Consider the following 15,036-nt stretch of genomic DNA (forward strand, 5'->3'; position numbering starts at 1 on the left):
GGTAGGGAAACGACCGGCTGCCGGCTGTCGGGCACCGGCTGATGATTGCCATCATTTCAAGGTCTTTCCTTTTTGGAAAGTCAATGATGTTTCGGCGTCCGGTCTCGTGGGCCGACCGCTGTGCCGGGTGCGGTGCCAGGGTGCGGGTCACCGCGCGGCCGGAGGTGGCCGACCGGCGTCGGCGTCGGCGGCGGGACTACGTGCGGGGCCTGCTCGCTCCCGTCAGCCGTAAAAACGGCCGGCAGCCGGCCGAGTTCGCCGAGCACCGCGCCCCCGATGGCTTCCACGGGGGCACGGTGGGACGAGCCGGTGGACGGTCGGCGGGGGCCTCGGCGAAGGTACGGCGCCCGGTCCGCCCGGTGCTGGGCTGTCGGAGAGCGTCCTACCGTGCGCGCGTGCCCGGACTGCCGTGCCGCTTCCACCGGTCAAGGCGGCCGTTGGGGCGGCTGCGGGGCGCGGTCCGCTCGATCGCCCCGTGAGGAGTGTTCGAGCGGACCGCGGCCGGCTGCGGTGCGCTGTCCTGCCAGGCCGCGACCAGCCGGCCATGCAGAGCGCCTGCGGGCCGAAGACGTGAGCGTTACCGAAGGCGGTCGGCGCGGAGCGCCGGCCGCTCCTGAGGGTCAGATCCGCGTGGAGAGCGGTACGGATATCTGCTTCATCCAGGTGCCTGCCGCGAAGTCACGTGCCTTGATGACGACGCGGTCGCGGTGCACTTCAACCTGGAGACCCTGGTTGAAGTTACCGGGAACCGTGATCTCGCCGCCCTGTCCGTTGTCGGCGAAACCGGTCTGCACGGCGCCGGTGTTGACCACCGAGAAGCCGTCGAGGTTGGCGGTGCCGGGCACGATGCGCCGCACGTACCAGTCGGAGAGGGTCAGGTCCCAGTGGGTGTGGCCGCTGAAGAGGAACACATCGCGGTAGCGACCGAGGAGGCCGAGGAGGCGATCGGGCTGGAGGTAGTCGCTCATGTAGAGCTTGTTCCGGGTTCCGGAGACGGTGTTGGGCAGCGGGTGGTGGGACATCACCATGACCGGCTTGCGGCGCCGCGCCCAGTACCGCAGGCGGGTTTCGAGCCACTGGAACTGCGCCTCGCTGATCCACACCTCGTCCCACAAGGAGTGGTCGTGGTACTTCATATAGCGCTCGGTACCGAGGGTCAGAACCGGGATGCCGCCGAATGTCGTCTCCGCATAGATCCTGGACCGCCCGGCGAATCGGTAGAAGCTGCGGAAGAGGGATTCCTCGGTGGCGCCGTTGGGCCAGGTGCTCTGGGCGAGCGTGTCCGGGTCCGCCCACTTGGGGACGTAGAACTCATGGTTGCCGATGGCCCAGGCCACCTCGCGCGGCTTCGGCCCCCGGTTCAGCACCTTTTGCACATCGGCGTACTCGAAGTCGTAGCCGCGCGGCGTGATGTCCCCGACGACGGCCATGCCCGAAGAGCGCGGGTTGGTGGCCTTGATGTCCTTGAGCGCCTGGGCGAAGTCGCCGAGATCGCCCTGAATGTCACTGATGACATTGAACGTGGCCACAAGATCGCGAGCGCCGTGGGCGGCTGCTGCCTCGGCGGTCCCCTGGGCGAGACCTCCGAGCACCAGTGCTCCGGCGCCTGCGCCGAGCAGGGATCTGCGTTCCATGGTCTTACCTTTCGGCTGTCGCGCGGGATCAAGGGACATCAGCTCCGCGCTATGGACTAGACCCGTTATCAATAAGCGATCAAGTGGGCGGCCAGGTGAACGGGCACTGTCACGTTGTCGAGACCGGGGAGCCGGACCGGTGCGGCTGCCTCGCCCCGGCGATCGAGTCGGCCCTGTTCTCCCGAAGGTACGGCGAAGTGACAAGTAGCTCTCTGTAGCGGAGGACATCCTGAGCGAGGAGAAGTGGCACAAGAGGCTCACCGACGCCGACCGGCGGGCCCCGTCCCCGCTGTTCTGGACCCACGTCCCGCACCGCCCGGCAAGATGACGCCGCGCTGCCGGAGCTTCGAGCCGGACGAGCCCATATCTCGCTGCTCATCGAAGATTCTTGGAGCGGAGCCAGGTGCGGATGGCTTCAATGTGTTGAGCCTTGTTCTCAAGCGGCAGCCAGTGTCCTGCGGGCACCCGCGCCACGGTGAGATCTGCGCAGGCCGCGCGCATCGGGTCGCCTTGGCCGTTTCCCGAGATGTTGCAGATCGCGTCCCACTCGCCGTTGACGAACAGCACCGGCTGCGTCAGGCGCCCGCCGTCGGGTGCTTTGCGCGCGTAAGCGATGTTGGCTTCGTCGTTTGTGTACCACGCAGAGGGAGGACGAAAGCCGTGAGTTGCGAACGCCTGCACCAGGGTGTCGAAGTCCGCCGGTGGCCAGAGAGCCGGATCGGCCGGCGTCGGCGGTGCGTGGTGCACGGCGCCGAAGCGTCCGCCGTCGCGTGTGACCGTGGCCGTCGGTGAGATGGCGCCGATCGCGGCGGGGCTGCCCGGTTGATATACCGATGCCAGCGTTGCCACCGGAGCCGCGTCAAGGTCGGCGACCGCCGCTTCGAAGTGTGTCGTGTAGTAGCGGTAGTAGTCCCACTGTCCGTCCGGATACCGGTCGGCCGGGTAGAGCTGACGGTCGACCAGGGGTATGAGTGTGGCCAGGCTGTTGGCGGTGGGGTAGTAGGCCCACGAGGTCAACACCACGCCGCGGCACCGCTCCGGCTCGTGAGCGGCCACTGCTCCCGCCACGACGCTGCCCCAGTCGTGGCCGATCCAGACCGCGGTTCTGCCGCCGAGATGGTCGTGGAGCTCCGTCAGGTCCATCACGACCTCCTCGACGGTGTAGGCGTCGGTATCCGCCGGGGCGGAGGATTCGCCGTACCCGCGCAGATCGGGCGCGATGCAGTGCCACCCGTCGGCAGCGAACGCCTCCATCTGGGCCCGCCACAACAACCCGATGCCCGGCCACCCGTGGAGGAAGAACATCAGCGGTCCATCGGCTGGTCCGCACTCCAGGTAGTGCGTGGTGTGGCGAGGCGTGCCGAAAATGCGCGAGACCAACGGCGGTGCGATATCGCGCCGGACATCGTCCTCGCCATCCCGTCGACGCGCGTGGGCGATTCCGGCAACGAGAGCGAACAGGACCAGTGCGATGTCCAGGGCTCCATACACGACGGCTGTTGGTTTGAGTCCGAATCGCTCGACAGCGAGCCCGGCGGCGAGCGCAGGCACACTGAAGGCGAGATAGCTGACGATGTACATCGTCGCGAACACCTGGCCCCGTCGGGCGGTCGGTGCCGCCTCACCGAGGGCATGGACGGCGAACCGGAACGTCGCCCCGAACCCGAATCCCGCAATCAGCGAGCCGACGACGTAGAGCGGCAGTACACCCGTCGACATGGCTGCGATGGTGACCAGGACGCCAATGGCGAGGGGCCCGAGGCCGAACCATGCGCGGTGCCGTGGCGGAGCGAAGGCCGACGCGACAGTGCCCGCCGTCCCCGCGACGAAGAAGACGCCGAGGATGACGCCCACGACGAAGTGGCTGTGCACGTCGAGGACCGTGGTGAGGATCGACGATCCGAGCGAGAGGTACAAGCCGCCAAGGGCCCACGTCGCACTGATCGACGGCACCAGTGCGACGAAGACCGGCCGCGTGGCCCGCGGGAGTTGAGCGCTGGGCAGCAGTGACCGCCACATCCTTTCCCGGGGTGGCGAGTCGGATCGAGCTTTCTCGGGAACCAGCCAGACGAGTGCCGCCAGCACCAGGTACACGGCGGTGAGGATCCAGAAGACGAGTTGGCGGGGCAGTGGCGCGAACTCCACCAAGGCGCCGGCGAGGACAGCCCCGATCGCTATCCCCAAGGAAGGGACCGCGCTGCTGATGGTCGAGCCGAGCCGGGGGTTCGGCGCGGACTCCATGATCAGGGCCGTAGTGGCGCCGGCGGCTGTCCCCACGGCAAGCCCCTGCACAATGCGCGCGGCCATCAGGCCGCCGACGCCGGTGGCGACGGTGAAGAGCAGCATGCCCAGAGCGAGCAGCACCAGGGCACCGCAGGCGACAGGCCGACGGCCCACCCGGTCGGAGATCGATCCGACGGTCAACAGGGCGGCGAGCAAGGCGAGGACGTAGACGGCGAAAACGACCGTCAAGGTGAACGTGGAGAGGTCCCACAGGCGCTGATAGACCGGGTAGAGGGGAGACGGCGCCGAAGCGGCAGTGAGCGTGGCTGCGCCCACGGCCCCGGCCAGGAAGAACGAAACTGAACGGTTGAGCACGCGACCTCCAGCGAAATGCAATGATCTTTGCTTTAGCCCGGGGCGGCTCATCGTAGTAGAAGCAAAGATCTTTGCGTATGCTGGTGACGTGTCTCACCAAACAGCCGCCAGCCGCCCCGGAGGGCGGAGCAGTCGAGTACTGACCGCGATCTACACCTCGGTCGGTGAACTCGTGGGCGAGGGCGCCGAGAAGATCACGTTTCCCGTGATCGCCGAACGGGCCGGGGTCAACCCGACGACGCTCTACCGACGCTGGGACAGCGTCCACGCTCTCCTTGAGGAAGTCGCTGTCGCCGCCCTGACCCGGGACGGTGAGTCAGCGCCCGACACCGGATCCCTCCAGCAGGATCTGACCGAGTGGGCGCAGGTCATCGCCCGCGACATCACACGCCCCCACCGAGCCCGATACCTGCGCGCGATGGTGTCGGCCCGCACCGAGACCGTCGCGAGTTGCCCGGTCACGGAGAAGCGGCGCGAGCAGGCATCGGAGGTGGTGAGCCGGGCCCGCGAACGCGGTGAGAAGACACCGAGCGTCCCGCAGATCCTCGACCATGTCATCGCACCTCTGTACCACCACGTCGTATTCGCCTTGCCCATCGATCGCGAGTACGAGCGACGTCTGGTCCGCGATGTGCTGGCCATGGCTGAGTGACAGGCTGTCCCGCACATGCTGGACGCGCTGCCGGACCTGCACGGTGGCGTGAGCCGGAGAGCGGCGGAACTTCGCGTCGCGGCCGGCCCGCAGATCGAGACCCGCCCACCCGTCCGGGGCCGCCACCGTATGCCGTCCATCAGCTGCCGCCGCGTCCATACCGGCGGACGGCCCGACCTGATGCCCCGCGGCAACAGCGGCTCAAGTCGGGCCCACCGGCCGTTCGTCGGATCCCCACGTCCCACAGGACATGATCACCAACGATCGAGATCAACTCTCGCCAACAGACCCTGGTCGGCCTACGCGGTGGTGGCGATGCCGCCGTCGACGGGGATCACGGTGCCTGTCAGGTATGCGCCTGCCCGGCTGGCGAGGAACACGGCGACGCCCGCCATGTCGTCGTCGCGGCCGATCCGGCGTAGTGGGGCCGACGCGGCGATCGCCTCGCCGAACTCATCGAGGGTTGCCGCCATCATCGCCGACGGGAACGGTCCCGGCGCCACGGCGTTCACGGTGACGTGCTGCGGTCCCAGTTCCTTGGCGAGCACTCTGGTGAGTTGATGCAGTGCGGCCTTGCTGCTGGAGTACGAGTAGTTGGGCCGCTGGGGGATGTGGATGGCGGCGATGCTGCCGATGTTGATGATCCGCGCGGGATCGTCGGCGGTGCCCGCCCTGCGAAGTGCCGGCAGCAGCGCCTGGACCAGCCAGAACGGCGACTTCAGGTTGAGGTCGACGACCGTGTCCCAGGCCGCGTCCGGGAACGTCGCCAGCGGCTCGTCCCAGATGGCGCCCGCGTTGTTGACGAGGATGTCGAGACGCTCCGAGTCGGCGGTGACGAGGTCGGACAGTCGCCGGCACTCGTCGTGGCGGGACAGGTCGGCGGGAATGGCCCGCACCTCACCGAATGTGGACAGCTGTTCCTGTGCCTGAGCGCACGCTTCTGCGTTGCGTGAGCTGATGACCACGCGGGCGCCCGCCTGGAGAAGGCCACGCGCGATCATCATTCCGATGCCTCGGGTGCCACCGGTGACGAGCGCGCGCTTTCCCCGCAGCTCGAAAAGTTCTGCATGCGTGGTGAATTGGTTGTCTACCACTTGCCGTCTTTCCAGTTGGTCGTGCGGGATGATGCGTCGATGCGTCGACGCGTTGGGTGTTCGGTTCAGCTGTCTCAACGCTATGGCTTTGGAGCGCACTCCAAGCAAGCGGATCCCGGTCCCGACGGACCGCGTCCGCAACCGCCTCAAGCGCGGATCGCGAGGCGGACGGCCGCCCAAGTCCGACAAGGACGACTACAAGCAGCGGCACTCGCGTTCCGGGACGTGACGGGAACGCCGACGGAAGCGCACGCGCACCAACAGGGCCGTCCGACGCGGAGGTGCGTCGGGCCCGACGAGCGGCGAGGCCCGCGCCAGGCGTTCGCGGACGGGATCGGCGAAGGCCGGCGCGGCGAGCTGGTGGCCTCGATGTCCCGGCGGCCGCGCTCAGGCGCGGCGGACCCGCCAGAGCCAGGCGGCCGTGCCGGCGATCGGGACGAGTACCGCCAGGTTGGCCAGGGTGGACACGACGGTCGGGGCGGCGCTCGACGTGTTGCCGTTGGCCAGGTTCCAGGTGGTGAAGAGGACGGTCGGCAGGACGACGGTGAGCAGCACGCCGGTGGTCTTCTGGACGGCGGTCCAGTGCACCGAGGTGCAGAGGAGTACCGCGCCGGTGATGCGGAACAGGACGCCGAACAGCGGCCCGGGGAGGTAGGGGAAGACCATGATGAAGGGCACCGAGAGGGTGAGCATCAGGAGCGGGACCAGGGGGTGCACCTTGCCGCGCCGGGCGGGCGCGCCCGCATCGCCCCGGGCCGGGACCCCGGCGGCCCCGCTTCCCGCCTCGGCCAGCGCCGTCGCCGCGATCGTGCGGGGGTCCCCCAGCTCCGCCAGGACCTCGCCGATCGCGGCATCGGGGCGTTCGGCGCGCGTCACCTCGACGTGTTCGGCGAGGTCGGCGAGGAGTTCCTGGCGGCGGTCGGCGGGGAGTGCGGAGGTCTCGCGCTCGACGGCGGAGAGGTAGTCGCGTACGAGGTCGGCAGAGGTCTTCATGCGAGGTCTCCGGTGGAGGGGTGCGGGGTGTTCAGGAAGGCGTCGACGGCGTTGCGGAAGCCGGGCCAGACGCGGGTGAACTCGTCGAGTGCGGCCCGGCCGCTGTCGGTGAGCGCGTAGTAGCGACGGGGCGGTCCGGAGGCGGACTCCTGCCAGGTGGTGGTGACCAGGTCGTCGCGGCGGAGCCGGGAGAGCAGCGGGTAGACCGTGCCCTGGCTGGTGGCCAGGGCGCCGGATTCCTCCAGGGCGTGGAGGAGTTCCACGCCGTAGCGGGGGCGGTCCCGCATCAGGGCGAGTACGCAGTACTCCAGGACACCCTTGCGCAGCTGGGCGGCTGCCCTCGCCTGCTTGGTCGAATCACCTGGTTCCATGCGATGCAAGATACCTGGTGGGGCAAGTGGAGGGGAATGGGGGGTGCGGATGCCCTCGGCCCGTCAGCCTGGCGGTGTCGGCGCTTACGAAGACCCGGCCCTGCCTCCCGGAGGACCTGCTGCGGCACGGTCCGCGCCGCTTCCACACCGGCTCCGCCGAACGCGGCACCGGCCACGGCCTCGGCCTGACCATCGCCCTCGGCCAAGCCGGCCTGCTCGGCGCCGAACTGCACCTGGCCAACGCCCCCGACGGCGGAGCCGTGGCAACGGTGCGCCTGCCGCACTGACGCCCCGCGGCCGGCGTCCTGCTGCGGAACGGCTGCAAACCGGTGCGGTCGCTGATACACGGCTGCGCACGCCCCGACGCGTTCGCGGGCCACTCTTCGAAGTGCACCCAGTTGGTTCCGCACTCAGAGGAGAAAGCCGATGAACACCCCTGACAACGCCCTCACCGTCCAGCCCAGCCGGGCCCGGAGCGGCCTGGTCACGGGGATGCTGGGCGCCGGTGCGCTCACCGCCCTCGCCGCCGGGCTGCTGATCGTCGGCGCGTTCACGGCGAACGCGAATGCGGGTGAGAGCTGGCAGCCCGCCGGCGTGCTCGGCGCGATCGCGCTGTTCCTGGGCGGGACACTCCTGGCTGTCGGCGCGCTGGGCTGCACGATCCTGCGGGCCCGAAACCGGTGACCGCCCGGACCGCCGCCACGACTCGGGCACCCATCCGACAACAAGGACGGCGTCGAGGGCACCCCGTCCTTCGCCATGGACGGCAAAACCTGACCGGCGTCAACGGCAAGAGCCCTCTCATGACGCTGCGATCGACAAGGCACCAAGCGTGCGCGCTGACGGACTGTGAAGGGATATCTCCTGCATGCGGAGCAATCGAATATTTTTGACCGTGGTGCTGGGAGTGGCGGCGGCCTCGGTTCCCCTGCTGGCTCCGTCGGCGGCTTCGGCCGCGCCGGCCGACGCGGCGCTGTCGGCGTACTTCGATCAGAGACTTGACTGGCAGTCCTGTGATGACGGCGGGCCCGCGGAGTGCGCCGACGTCGAAGTGCCTCTCGACTACGGTCGTCCCGGCGGGAAAAGCATCAGCATCGCGGTATCGCGGATCAAGGCGAGTGAACCGTCCGAGCGGCATGGCGTGCTGTTCATGAACCCCGGCGGCCCGGGCGGTGAGGGACTCACCCTGCCGGCGATGATGCTGGAGAAAAACGTCATTCCGGATTCCGTCAGCCGTCGTTTCGACCTGATCGGCTTCGATCCGCGAGGCGTGGGCCGGAGCGCTCCCGTCGACTGCGGCCTGACAGACCAGGAGCTTTCCCTCAGCGGCCCTGCCTATCGGCCCGAGACGTTTGAGGAGGATGTGTCACGGGCTCGGACCGTCGTGGAGAAATGCCAGGGCAAGAACAGCGGTGTCCTGGCGCACATCACCACCCGGAACACGGCCCGCGACATGGATGTCATCCGCGGAGCGCTTGGCGAGAAGAAGATCTCCTACCTCGGTATTTCCTACGGGACCTATCTCGGAGCCGTATTCACCCAGATGTTCCCGGAACGGGCCGACCGGTTCGTCCTGGACAGCGCGATGAACCCCGGACGCGTCTGGCGGGGAGTCTTCCAGGACAGGGCGCAGGACACGGAGAGGGCCTTCACCCGGTGGACGCAATGGACCGCGCAGCGGCACGCCACGTATGGGCTGGGAGACACCCCCGACAAGGTCCGCGAATCGTTCTGGGCCCTGTTCAACAGGCCCGCCCCGAATCCGGTCCATGATTTCGTCTCCGGCTTCCCCACCGTGTTCTACGACGTCGACAAGGCCGCCAAGACGATCGCCGGACTCAACACGGCCGACCCCACCAATGCTCCCGCCTCCGGGACCCCCGGGAAACCTGCTGCCGGGCCGTCCGCAGCGTCCGGCGCGACCGGCAACTTCTACTCCGCCTACTGGAGTGTGACGTGCGCCGACAGCGACTCCTGGCCCCGGGACCCCGAGCAGTACAGCCGTGATGCGGCCCTGGACAAGCAGAAAAATCCGCTCTTCGCGGGCTCCGCGTCCAACATCAACGCCTGCGCGTTCTGGCCGAAGGCCACCGAGCCCACGACCACCGTGGACAACACAACCGGTGCGCTGATCGTGAACAACGAATGGGACTCGCAGACCCCGCTGGTCGGGGCCACCGGCCTCCACAAGGCCATGAAGGGCTCCAGGATGGTCACGGTCCATGACGGTGTGGGACACGGTGTCTACGGAACCAACCCCTGCGCGGACCACGCCGTCAACACCTACCTCACCACGGGCCGACTCCCGGAGAAGAACCTCAGCTGCCGCAGCACCGGCTGACCAGCATCATTACTCAACGTAACCATCCGGGGAAGCTATCTCCTCCAACGGCCGAACAGCGCCTTCGGGCCCTCCCCGGTCGTCCAGGCCCGCGCGTCCACCCACACCCGCAGTTCCGCCTCCGCCTCGGCGAACTCCGTGTACTCCAGGATCCGCCGCAGCTCACGGACGTGATCGAGCCGGAGCGTTCTCGCCGGAACGCCCCCGCCGGAATGACGGTTCGGCCGGGGCCCGGCGGTTCGGCATCACCGTGCGCACAACCGGTCCAATGCCGACCGGCTCTCCTCGTCCGCGGCGCGGTAGATCACCAATCGCTGGTCCGGATCCTGAAGTGGCACCAGCACTTCGAAATGCACGGTGATCGCACCGACGTCAGGACGCCGCATCACCTTGCGCCCGCGGCCGTTGACCTTGACGTCTCGTTCGGCCCACAAGCGCGCGAACTCCTCGTCACCAGTGGTGAATTCGGTGATGAGGTCGGTCAGCACCCGATCCTCCGGATGTGCGGCCCACGCGGCGCGCAGATGGGCGATTCCCTCCCGCACGACGCGTTCGCGGTCGACGTAGAACTCGCGTATTTCCGGGTGCATCAGGCACAGCCACATCGAGTTGCGCTGCGGCGGCGGCAGGGTGTCGAAATCCAGCAGCAGCCTGGCCATTTCGACATTCCAGGCCAGGATGTCGTAGCGGTGGTTCATCAGCATGGCCGGCAGTGGCGAGAGGTCGGTGACCAGCCGGGTCAGCGGCGGCACCGCCGTGGTGGCGGGCCCGTCGGCGTTGCGGGGGCGGCGCTGCCGGGCCAGGTCGAAGAGGTAGGTGCGTTCGTCGGGGGTCAGGCGCAGCGCCTGGGACAGCGCCTCCACCACGTCCGCGGAGGGGCGCAGCCCGCGGCCCTGTTCCAGCCGCACGATGTAGTCGACGCTGACCCCGGCCAGTTCGGCGACCTCTTCGCGGCGCAGTCCCGGGGTGCGCCGGGACTGACGGCGCGATGGCAGACCGAGAGCGTGCGGGTCCAGGCGTTCACGCCGGTTCCGCAGGAACGCGGCCAGTTCCTGTGTGGTGTCCACGGTGGGGGTCGTCATGTTCGCTCCAACAGCCAGGGTGGGACTGGCCTTCCCAGGAACTTCCCTCCCTTACTCCCGGCTCGCGGCGGTCACAGACTCGTACCCGACAACGGATCACAGGCACAGGAGGCCACCATGTCGCTCACCCTCGACAGCTACCGGCTGCTGGGCCGCTCCGGGCTGCGGGTCTCACCGCTGGCGCTGGGCGCGGCGACCTTCGGCACCGAGTGGGGCTGGGGCGCCGAGCGGGACGAGGCGCGCAAGCTGTTCGACCATTACGTCGAGCGCGGCGGCAATTTCATCGACACCGCCAACACCTACACCAACGGCAGTTCCGAGCGCCTGCTGGGCGAATTCACCCGCGACAACCGCGAAAGCCTGGTGCTGGCGACGAAATACACGACGCTGCGCCGGCCGAACGATCCGAATTCCGGGGGCCCGCACCGCAAGAACCTCTTCGCGTCGGTGGAATCCAGCCTGCGGCAGATGAATACGGGCTACATCGATCTGCTCTATCTGCACGTATGGGATTTCACGACGCCGGTCGAGGAGATCCTGCGCGGTATGGACGATCTGGTCCGGCAGGGCAAGGTCTTGTACGTGGCGATCTCCAACGCCCCGGCCTGGCAGGTGTCGCGCATGCAGGCGATCGCGGACCTGCGCGGCTGGTCACCGCTGGTGGCGCTACAGATCGAATACAACCTGATCGAGCGCGGCGGGGAACGCGACCTGATTCCCATGGCACGTGAGATGGGGCTGGGGGTGATCCCGTATTCACCGCTGGCCGGCGGGGTGCTCACCGGCAAGTACAGCCGCGACGACCTGACCCCGGCGGATGCCGCATCCGGCGACGGCACCCGCAAGAGCTTCAACTTCGCCCGGGGCACGCTCACCGAACGCAACCTCGCCATCGCGGACGTCGTGCAGGAGGTCGCCACGGAGCTGGGCCGCACACCCGCCCAGGTCGGGCTGGCCTGGACCCTGCTGAACCCGGGCGTGACGGCACCGGTCATCGGCGCCCGCACCCCCGCGCAACTGGCGGACAATCTGGGCGCCTTGGAGGTCGGCTTCACCGCCGCCCAACTGTCCCGCCTGGACGCGGCCAGTGCGGTCGGACTGGGCTACCCGCACGACATGCTCGCCAGCGACATGGGCCGCGCGTTCGCCCAGGGCGACCTGAAGGTCGAAGCCCGCCGCTGATACCCGTCCGAGCGCCGGGGGCGGCACCACCGTCGCCCCCGGGGCGATCACCGGCACACCTCTGCCGTGGACGGTGGACGGTGGACAGCGGATAACGGATAGCGGACAGCGGATATGGCCCGTGATCCGTCCGGGGAATCCGTATCCCCACCGCAGCGAAGAATCGGGCATCAGCGAATCGGGCAGCGACTCGCAAACGTCCCTCTTGCCCGGTGTTAGCAGGGTGTTAGGGGAGCGGCAGCCCCTCGATAGTGGCCCCGGGCAGAGTGGTTGTCGTACCGAGGAGAGAACGACACCGACTGCCCCTGGGGGACCCGAAATGCGCTCCAACACCACCGTCCGCACCGCCCGTCGCCGCACCCTCCGCGTCGCCGCCGCGGCCCTGACCGCAGCCGCCGCCCTCACCCTGACCGCCTGCTCCGGTGCGGACGTCGCCGGTACGAAGGCCGCGGGTCAGACGGACACGGGCGTGGCCGCCGAGTCCGGTGGCGCGGGTGCCTCCGCCGGGGCGCAGGGTCCCGACGGGGCGCAGGGCTCCGAGGCTCAGACGGACTCCGGCGCCAAGGCCGACGCCAAGACCGACGCCAAGGTCGACGCCAAGGCGGCCACTTCGGGCAGGCAGTCGAGCACCGCGGGCAAGCAGTCGGGTACCACGCACGCCAACAGCGGTGGCCGGGCGGCCTCGGGCGTCGAGCGCTGCCACACCTCCGGGCTGAAGGCAGCGTTCGCCATGGGCGAGGACGCGACCCCGGACCCGAACGCGAGCGGCGCGACGACCACCAGCATCGTGCTGACCAACAAGGGCAGCCGCACCTGCGTGATCGGCGGCTTCCCGGGCGTGGACCTCAAGCCCGACAACGGCGGTACGAGCTGGTCGCTGCGCCGCTCCTCGGCCAAGCACGGCTCGATCACCCTGAGGCCCGGGGACAGCACCGACTTCACGATCAACCTCGGCCTGACCGAGAACAACGCGGAGGGCTCCTGGAAGCCCGCCTCCGTGACCGTCACCCCGCCGAACGAGACCACCTCGCTGTCCCTGGCCTGGCCCTGGGGCCCGCTCATCGACCAGCAGGCCGCCACCCACACGGCCACCTTCGTCAACCCCATCGGCTGACCACTCCGGCGCGGGCTCGTCCCGCCGACGCCGATCCGAGAACGTCCGCTGCCCCGGTCTCGCACACCGGAGCAGCGGACTTTTCGTTGTACGGATCCGCGCCCGAGGCGTCGGGTCGCCCCCAGGGGTTGCCGGGCTCCGCCCGTTCCGGCGTATGTGGTCCGGCTTTGCGCACGAAGGTGTGGTTTAGGCGGTGTGGCCGACTTGCCCGGTAGGCGGCGGGGAAAGACACCAATGGGCCGACCGCGATTGACGTCGGTGGGCCGCCACGATCTACGGCGGTCGCAACTGCCCCTGGGAATCAGGGAAGACAGCGCCAACGGCCCGGTGAGAACGGGTGCGTCGCACGGCCACGGCCGACGGGGCAACTGCCCGTACCCGCATCAACGCCCGTTCGGGCACGTCCGGTGCCCGGCCAGCCTCAAGGAGAGATCGTCATGACTGCATCACAACGAGTACGCCGGATCGGCCTGCGCACACTGGCGGCCGGCGCCGTCGCGGCGTTCCTCGCCACGGCCGCCCCGGCGACCGCCACCGCCGCCTCGTCACACGGCGGTGCCGCGACGCGGGACGGGGAAGTGATCGTCTGCCACAGCGTGAGCGCGGAAGGGCCCAACGTGTTCGGGCGGGACTGCGACACCGACCGCTGGGGCCCGCTCGCCGACTTCACCATCGCCAACCGCGAGGGCAAGGCGTACCGGTGTGAGACCGGTTGGGCCGAGGGACGCCTGTGGGTCAGCGGCCAGGGCTGTCGGCCGGCCGACAGCGACGAAGACTGATCTCCACCGCGCGCCTCAAGGGCGCATGCCCCCGGCCGGGTTGTGCTGCCTCAGGTCCTTGATGGACCGGGCACGCCCTGGCCCGTCAGGACCGGCGAAGGCGGATGCCCTCGCCGGTCCTGACGGCTGTGACGGACTATGGCCGCAAGCCCTGTTGTGGCGCGTCGGCCGGAATCAGGAACCGGCGGTCGCCGCCGCCAGCGTCGTGGCCATGCGGGGCGAAGTGAACAAGTTGGTCGCGTCGCCGGTCGACGGGTGGTACGAACCCCACTTGAGGTAGTCCGAGGTGCCGTCGTAGGTGGTGCCGGTGTACTTCGTCGCGCCGTTGGCGAACTTCTGCTTCACACCGTCGAACCACAGCTCGATGGTTCCGTCGGTGCGGCCCGCGTGGATCTTCAGGGCGTAGGAGTGCCATTCACCGTTCTTGACCGGGGCGCTCCACAGCGGTACCGCGACGTGTTTGTAGGTCCACGACTGGAGGCGGATGCGGCCATTGGTGGCGTCCAGCTCGATGGGGTGATTCGCCGTGCCGGAGCTCGGGCTGCACTTCAGCTGGAAGACGTAACGGCTGTTGCTGTCGCGGATGTCGACCTTGGACGACCAGCCCAGGTAGAAGGTGCTGCCGGACTTCAGGGTCGGGCCGACCACCTCGCAACGCTCCTGGCCGCCGGCCTGGCGGGCCCGCCAGACTTTTCCCTTGACCGCGTCGCTCGCCACCCCGAAATTGCCCTTGGCGCACTGGACACTCGGGAACGTGGCGGGACCGGCCTTGATGTCCGGGGTCCACAGCACCTTGCCGCTCGGTGCGGACGAGTTGGTGCCCACTGGGCCGTTGGCCGGTGCCGCCTGGGACGTGCCTTTGGCGTCGGCGGGGCCCGCCGCGGCCGGCCATGCCAGGGCGGCGACGGCGGTGGTCAGACCCGCCAGTAGCCCGACGGTCACCACCGTTTTCCGTGGTGACTTGCGGGTTTCTCGGGTGCGAGACATCTGGCTCCTTGTCGCCATCGGGACCTTGCGGCTGGAAGCAGGAAGTGTGGCGGGACCACTGGCCAGATGTACACCCAACCGCTTGTGAAATCTGCGGAAACTGAACGGGGGTGTGGACCGGGTGGTCCGCCGAGCGGGGTCCTTGCCCGCTCAGCGATCCTCCAGGACCCGAGACTTCACGCCGTACGCGGGGTGCGCGACGCCCGCCG

At 68.9% G+C, this 15,036-nt stretch carries 14 protein-coding genes and 2 pseudogenes; 9 read left to right on the forward strand and 7 right to left on the reverse strand.

Annotated features, from left to right (window positions below):
* Positions 1-86: 86 nt before the first annotated feature.
* Positions 87-284 (forward strand): annotated as a pseudogene (locus IH09_RS40850) (hypothetical protein); the annotation flags it as partial.
* A gap of 336 nt (positions 285-620) precedes the next feature.
* On the opposite strand, the gene IH09_RS18440 reads toward IH09_RS40850, so the two are convergent.
* Positions 621-1,634: a metallophosphoesterase family protein gene (locus IH09_RS18440; protein ID WP_052857404.1), complete on the reverse strand. Its 1,014-nt coding sequence runs from the start codon at positions 1,632-1,634 to the stop codon at positions 621-623.
* Positions 1,635-2,009: 375 nt separating this feature from the next.
* Entirely contained in the window at positions 2,010-4,232 is a 2,223-nt protein-coding gene (locus IH09_RS37425; RefSeq protein WP_190233334.1) for an alpha/beta fold hydrolase, read from the reverse strand.
* An 88-nt stretch (positions 4,233-4,320) separates the two neighbouring features.
* Between IH09_RS37425 and IH09_RS18450 the strand changes: the two genes are divergently transcribed.
* Positions 4,321-4,884, forward strand: a complete 564-nt coding sequence (locus IH09_RS18450; protein ID WP_052857406.1) for a TetR/AcrR family transcriptional regulator C-terminal ligand-binding domain-containing protein — start codon at positions 4,321-4,323, stop codon at positions 4,882-4,884.
* Positions 4,885-5,183: 299 nt separating this feature from the next.
* Here IH09_RS18450 and IH09_RS18455 read toward each other — a convergent pair whose 3' ends face one another.
* Entirely contained in the window at positions 5,184-5,978 is a 795-nt protein-coding gene (locus IH09_RS18455) for an SDR family oxidoreductase (RefSeq protein ID WP_052857408.1), read from the reverse strand.
* Positions 5,979-6,066: 88 nt separating this feature from the next.
* Between IH09_RS18455 and IH09_RS37435 the strand changes: the two genes are divergently transcribed.
* A complete protein-coding gene (locus tag IH09_RS37435) occupies positions 6,067-6,207 on the forward strand; it encodes a hypothetical protein (protein ID WP_190233335.1) in 141 nt (46 codons plus the stop codon).
* 158 nt (positions 6,208-6,365) lie between these two features.
* Here the strand turns inward: IH09_RS37435 and IH09_RS18460 are convergent, their stop codons facing one another.
* Both IH09_RS18460 and IH09_RS18465 read right to left on the reverse strand, forming a co-directional pair.
* Complete coding sequence (locus tag IH09_RS18460) at positions 6,366-6,971, reverse strand: HAAS signaling domain-containing protein (protein ID WP_052857410.1); 606 nt, start codon at positions 6,969-6,971, stop codon at positions 6,366-6,368.
* Positions 6,968-7,342: a PadR family transcriptional regulator gene (locus IH09_RS18465; RefSeq protein ID WP_052857413.1), complete on the reverse strand. Its 375-nt coding sequence runs from the start codon at positions 7,340-7,342 to the stop codon at positions 6,968-6,970. Before IH09_RS18465 ends, IH09_RS18460 begins: the two co-directional genes overlap by 4 nt.
* A 98-nt stretch (positions 7,343-7,440) precedes the next feature.
* Here IH09_RS18465 and IH09_RS18470 point away from each other — a divergent pair.
* From IH09_RS18470 to IH09_RS18480, 3 genes and pseudogenes are all read left to right on the forward strand, one after another.
* A pseudogene (locus tag IH09_RS18470) lies at positions 7,441-7,629 on the forward strand (sensor histidine kinase); the annotation flags it as partial.
* Between the two features lie 139 nt (positions 7,630-7,768).
* Entirely contained in the window at positions 7,769-8,026 is a 258-nt protein-coding gene (locus IH09_RS18475; RefSeq protein WP_052857418.1) for a hypothetical protein, read from the forward strand.
* 184 nt (positions 8,027-8,210) lie between these two features.
* Positions 8,211-9,683, forward strand: coding sequence for an alpha/beta hydrolase (locus IH09_RS18480; RefSeq protein ID WP_052857420.1), 1,473 nt, complete (start codon positions 8,211-8,213; stop codon positions 9,681-9,683).
* 245 nt (positions 9,684-9,928) lie between these two features.
* Here the strand turns inward: IH09_RS18480 and IH09_RS18485 are convergent, their stop codons facing one another.
* Positions 9,929-10,765, reverse strand: coding sequence for a helix-turn-helix domain-containing protein (locus tag IH09_RS18485; protein ID WP_052857422.1), 837 nt, complete (start codon positions 10,763-10,765; stop codon positions 9,929-9,931).
* A gap of 117 nt (positions 10,766-10,882) precedes the next feature.
* On the opposite strand from IH09_RS18485, the gene IH09_RS18490 reads away from it, so the two are divergent.
* The 3 genes from IH09_RS18490 to IH09_RS18500 all read left to right on the forward strand — a co-directional run bounded on the left by IH09_RS18490 (position 10,883) and on the right by IH09_RS18500 (position 13,840).
* The gene (locus IH09_RS18490; RefSeq protein ID WP_052857424.1) at positions 10,883-11,947 is read left to right on the forward strand and encodes an aldo/keto reductase; all 1,065 of its coding nucleotides are present in this window, start codon (positions 10,883-10,885) and stop codon (positions 11,945-11,947) included.
* Positions 11,948-12,266: 319 nt separating this feature from the next.
* Complete coding sequence (locus IH09_RS18495) at positions 12,267-13,061, forward strand: DUF4232 domain-containing protein (RefSeq protein ID WP_052857426.1); 795 nt, start codon at positions 12,267-12,269, stop codon at positions 13,059-13,061.
* Positions 13,062-13,498: 437 nt separating this feature from the next.
* The gene (locus IH09_RS18500; protein WP_052857428.1) at positions 13,499-13,840 is read left to right on the forward strand and encodes a hypothetical protein; all 342 of its coding nucleotides are present in this window, start codon (positions 13,499-13,501) and stop codon (positions 13,838-13,840) included.
* A gap of 174 nt (positions 13,841-14,014) precedes the next feature.
* Here the strand turns inward: IH09_RS18500 and IH09_RS18505 are convergent, their stop codons facing one another.
* A complete protein-coding gene (locus IH09_RS18505; RefSeq protein ID WP_110952402.1) occupies positions 14,015-14,827 on the reverse strand; it encodes a heparin lyase I family protein in 813 nt (270 codons plus the stop codon).
* Positions 14,828-15,036 lie beyond the last annotated feature (209 nt).

The sequence above is a fragment of the Streptomyces celluloflavus genome, assembly GCA_000720995.1.
Lineage (GTDB): Bacteria > Actinomycetota > Actinomycetes > Streptomycetales > Streptomycetaceae > Streptomyces > Streptomyces celluloflavus.

Bases quoted from the DNA above. Each gene is read 5' to 3' on its own strand.
- IH09_RS18440 (WP_052857404.1), bottom strand. From the start codon at position 1,634: ATGGAACGCAGATCCCTGCTCGGCGCAGGCGCCGGAGCACTGGTGCTC.
- IH09_RS18460 (WP_052857410.1), bottom strand. From the start codon at position 6,971: ATGAAGACCTCTGCCGACCTCGTACGCGACTACCTCTCCGCCGTCGAG.
- IH09_RS18465 (WP_052857413.1), bottom strand. From the start codon at position 7,342: ATGGAACCAGGTGATTCGACCAAGCAGGCGAGGGCAGCCGCCCAGCTG.
- IH09_RS18475 (WP_052857418.1), top strand. From the start codon at position 7,769: ATGAACACCCCTGACAACGCCCTCACCGTCCAGCCCAGCCGGGCCCGG.
- IH09_RS18480 (WP_052857420.1), top strand. From the start codon at position 8,211: ATGCGGAGCAATCGAATATTTTTGACCGTGGTGCTGGGAGTGGCGGCG.
- IH09_RS18485 (WP_052857422.1), bottom strand. From the start codon at position 10,765: ATGACGACCCCCACCGTGGACACCACACAGGAACTGGCCGCGTTCCTG.
- IH09_RS18490 (WP_052857424.1), top strand. From the start codon at position 10,883: ATGTCGCTCACCCTCGACAGCTACCGGCTGCTGGGCCGCTCCGGGCTG.
- IH09_RS18495 (WP_052857426.1), top strand. From the start codon at position 12,267: ATGCGCTCCAACACCACCGTCCGCACCGCCCGTCGCCGCACCCTCCGC.
- IH09_RS18500 (WP_052857428.1), top strand. From the start codon at position 13,499: ATGACTGCATCACAACGAGTACGCCGGATCGGCCTGCGCACACTGGCG.
- IH09_RS18505 (WP_110952402.1), bottom strand. From the start codon at position 14,827: ATGTCTCGCACCCGAGAAACCCGCAAGTCACCACGGAAAACGGTGGTG.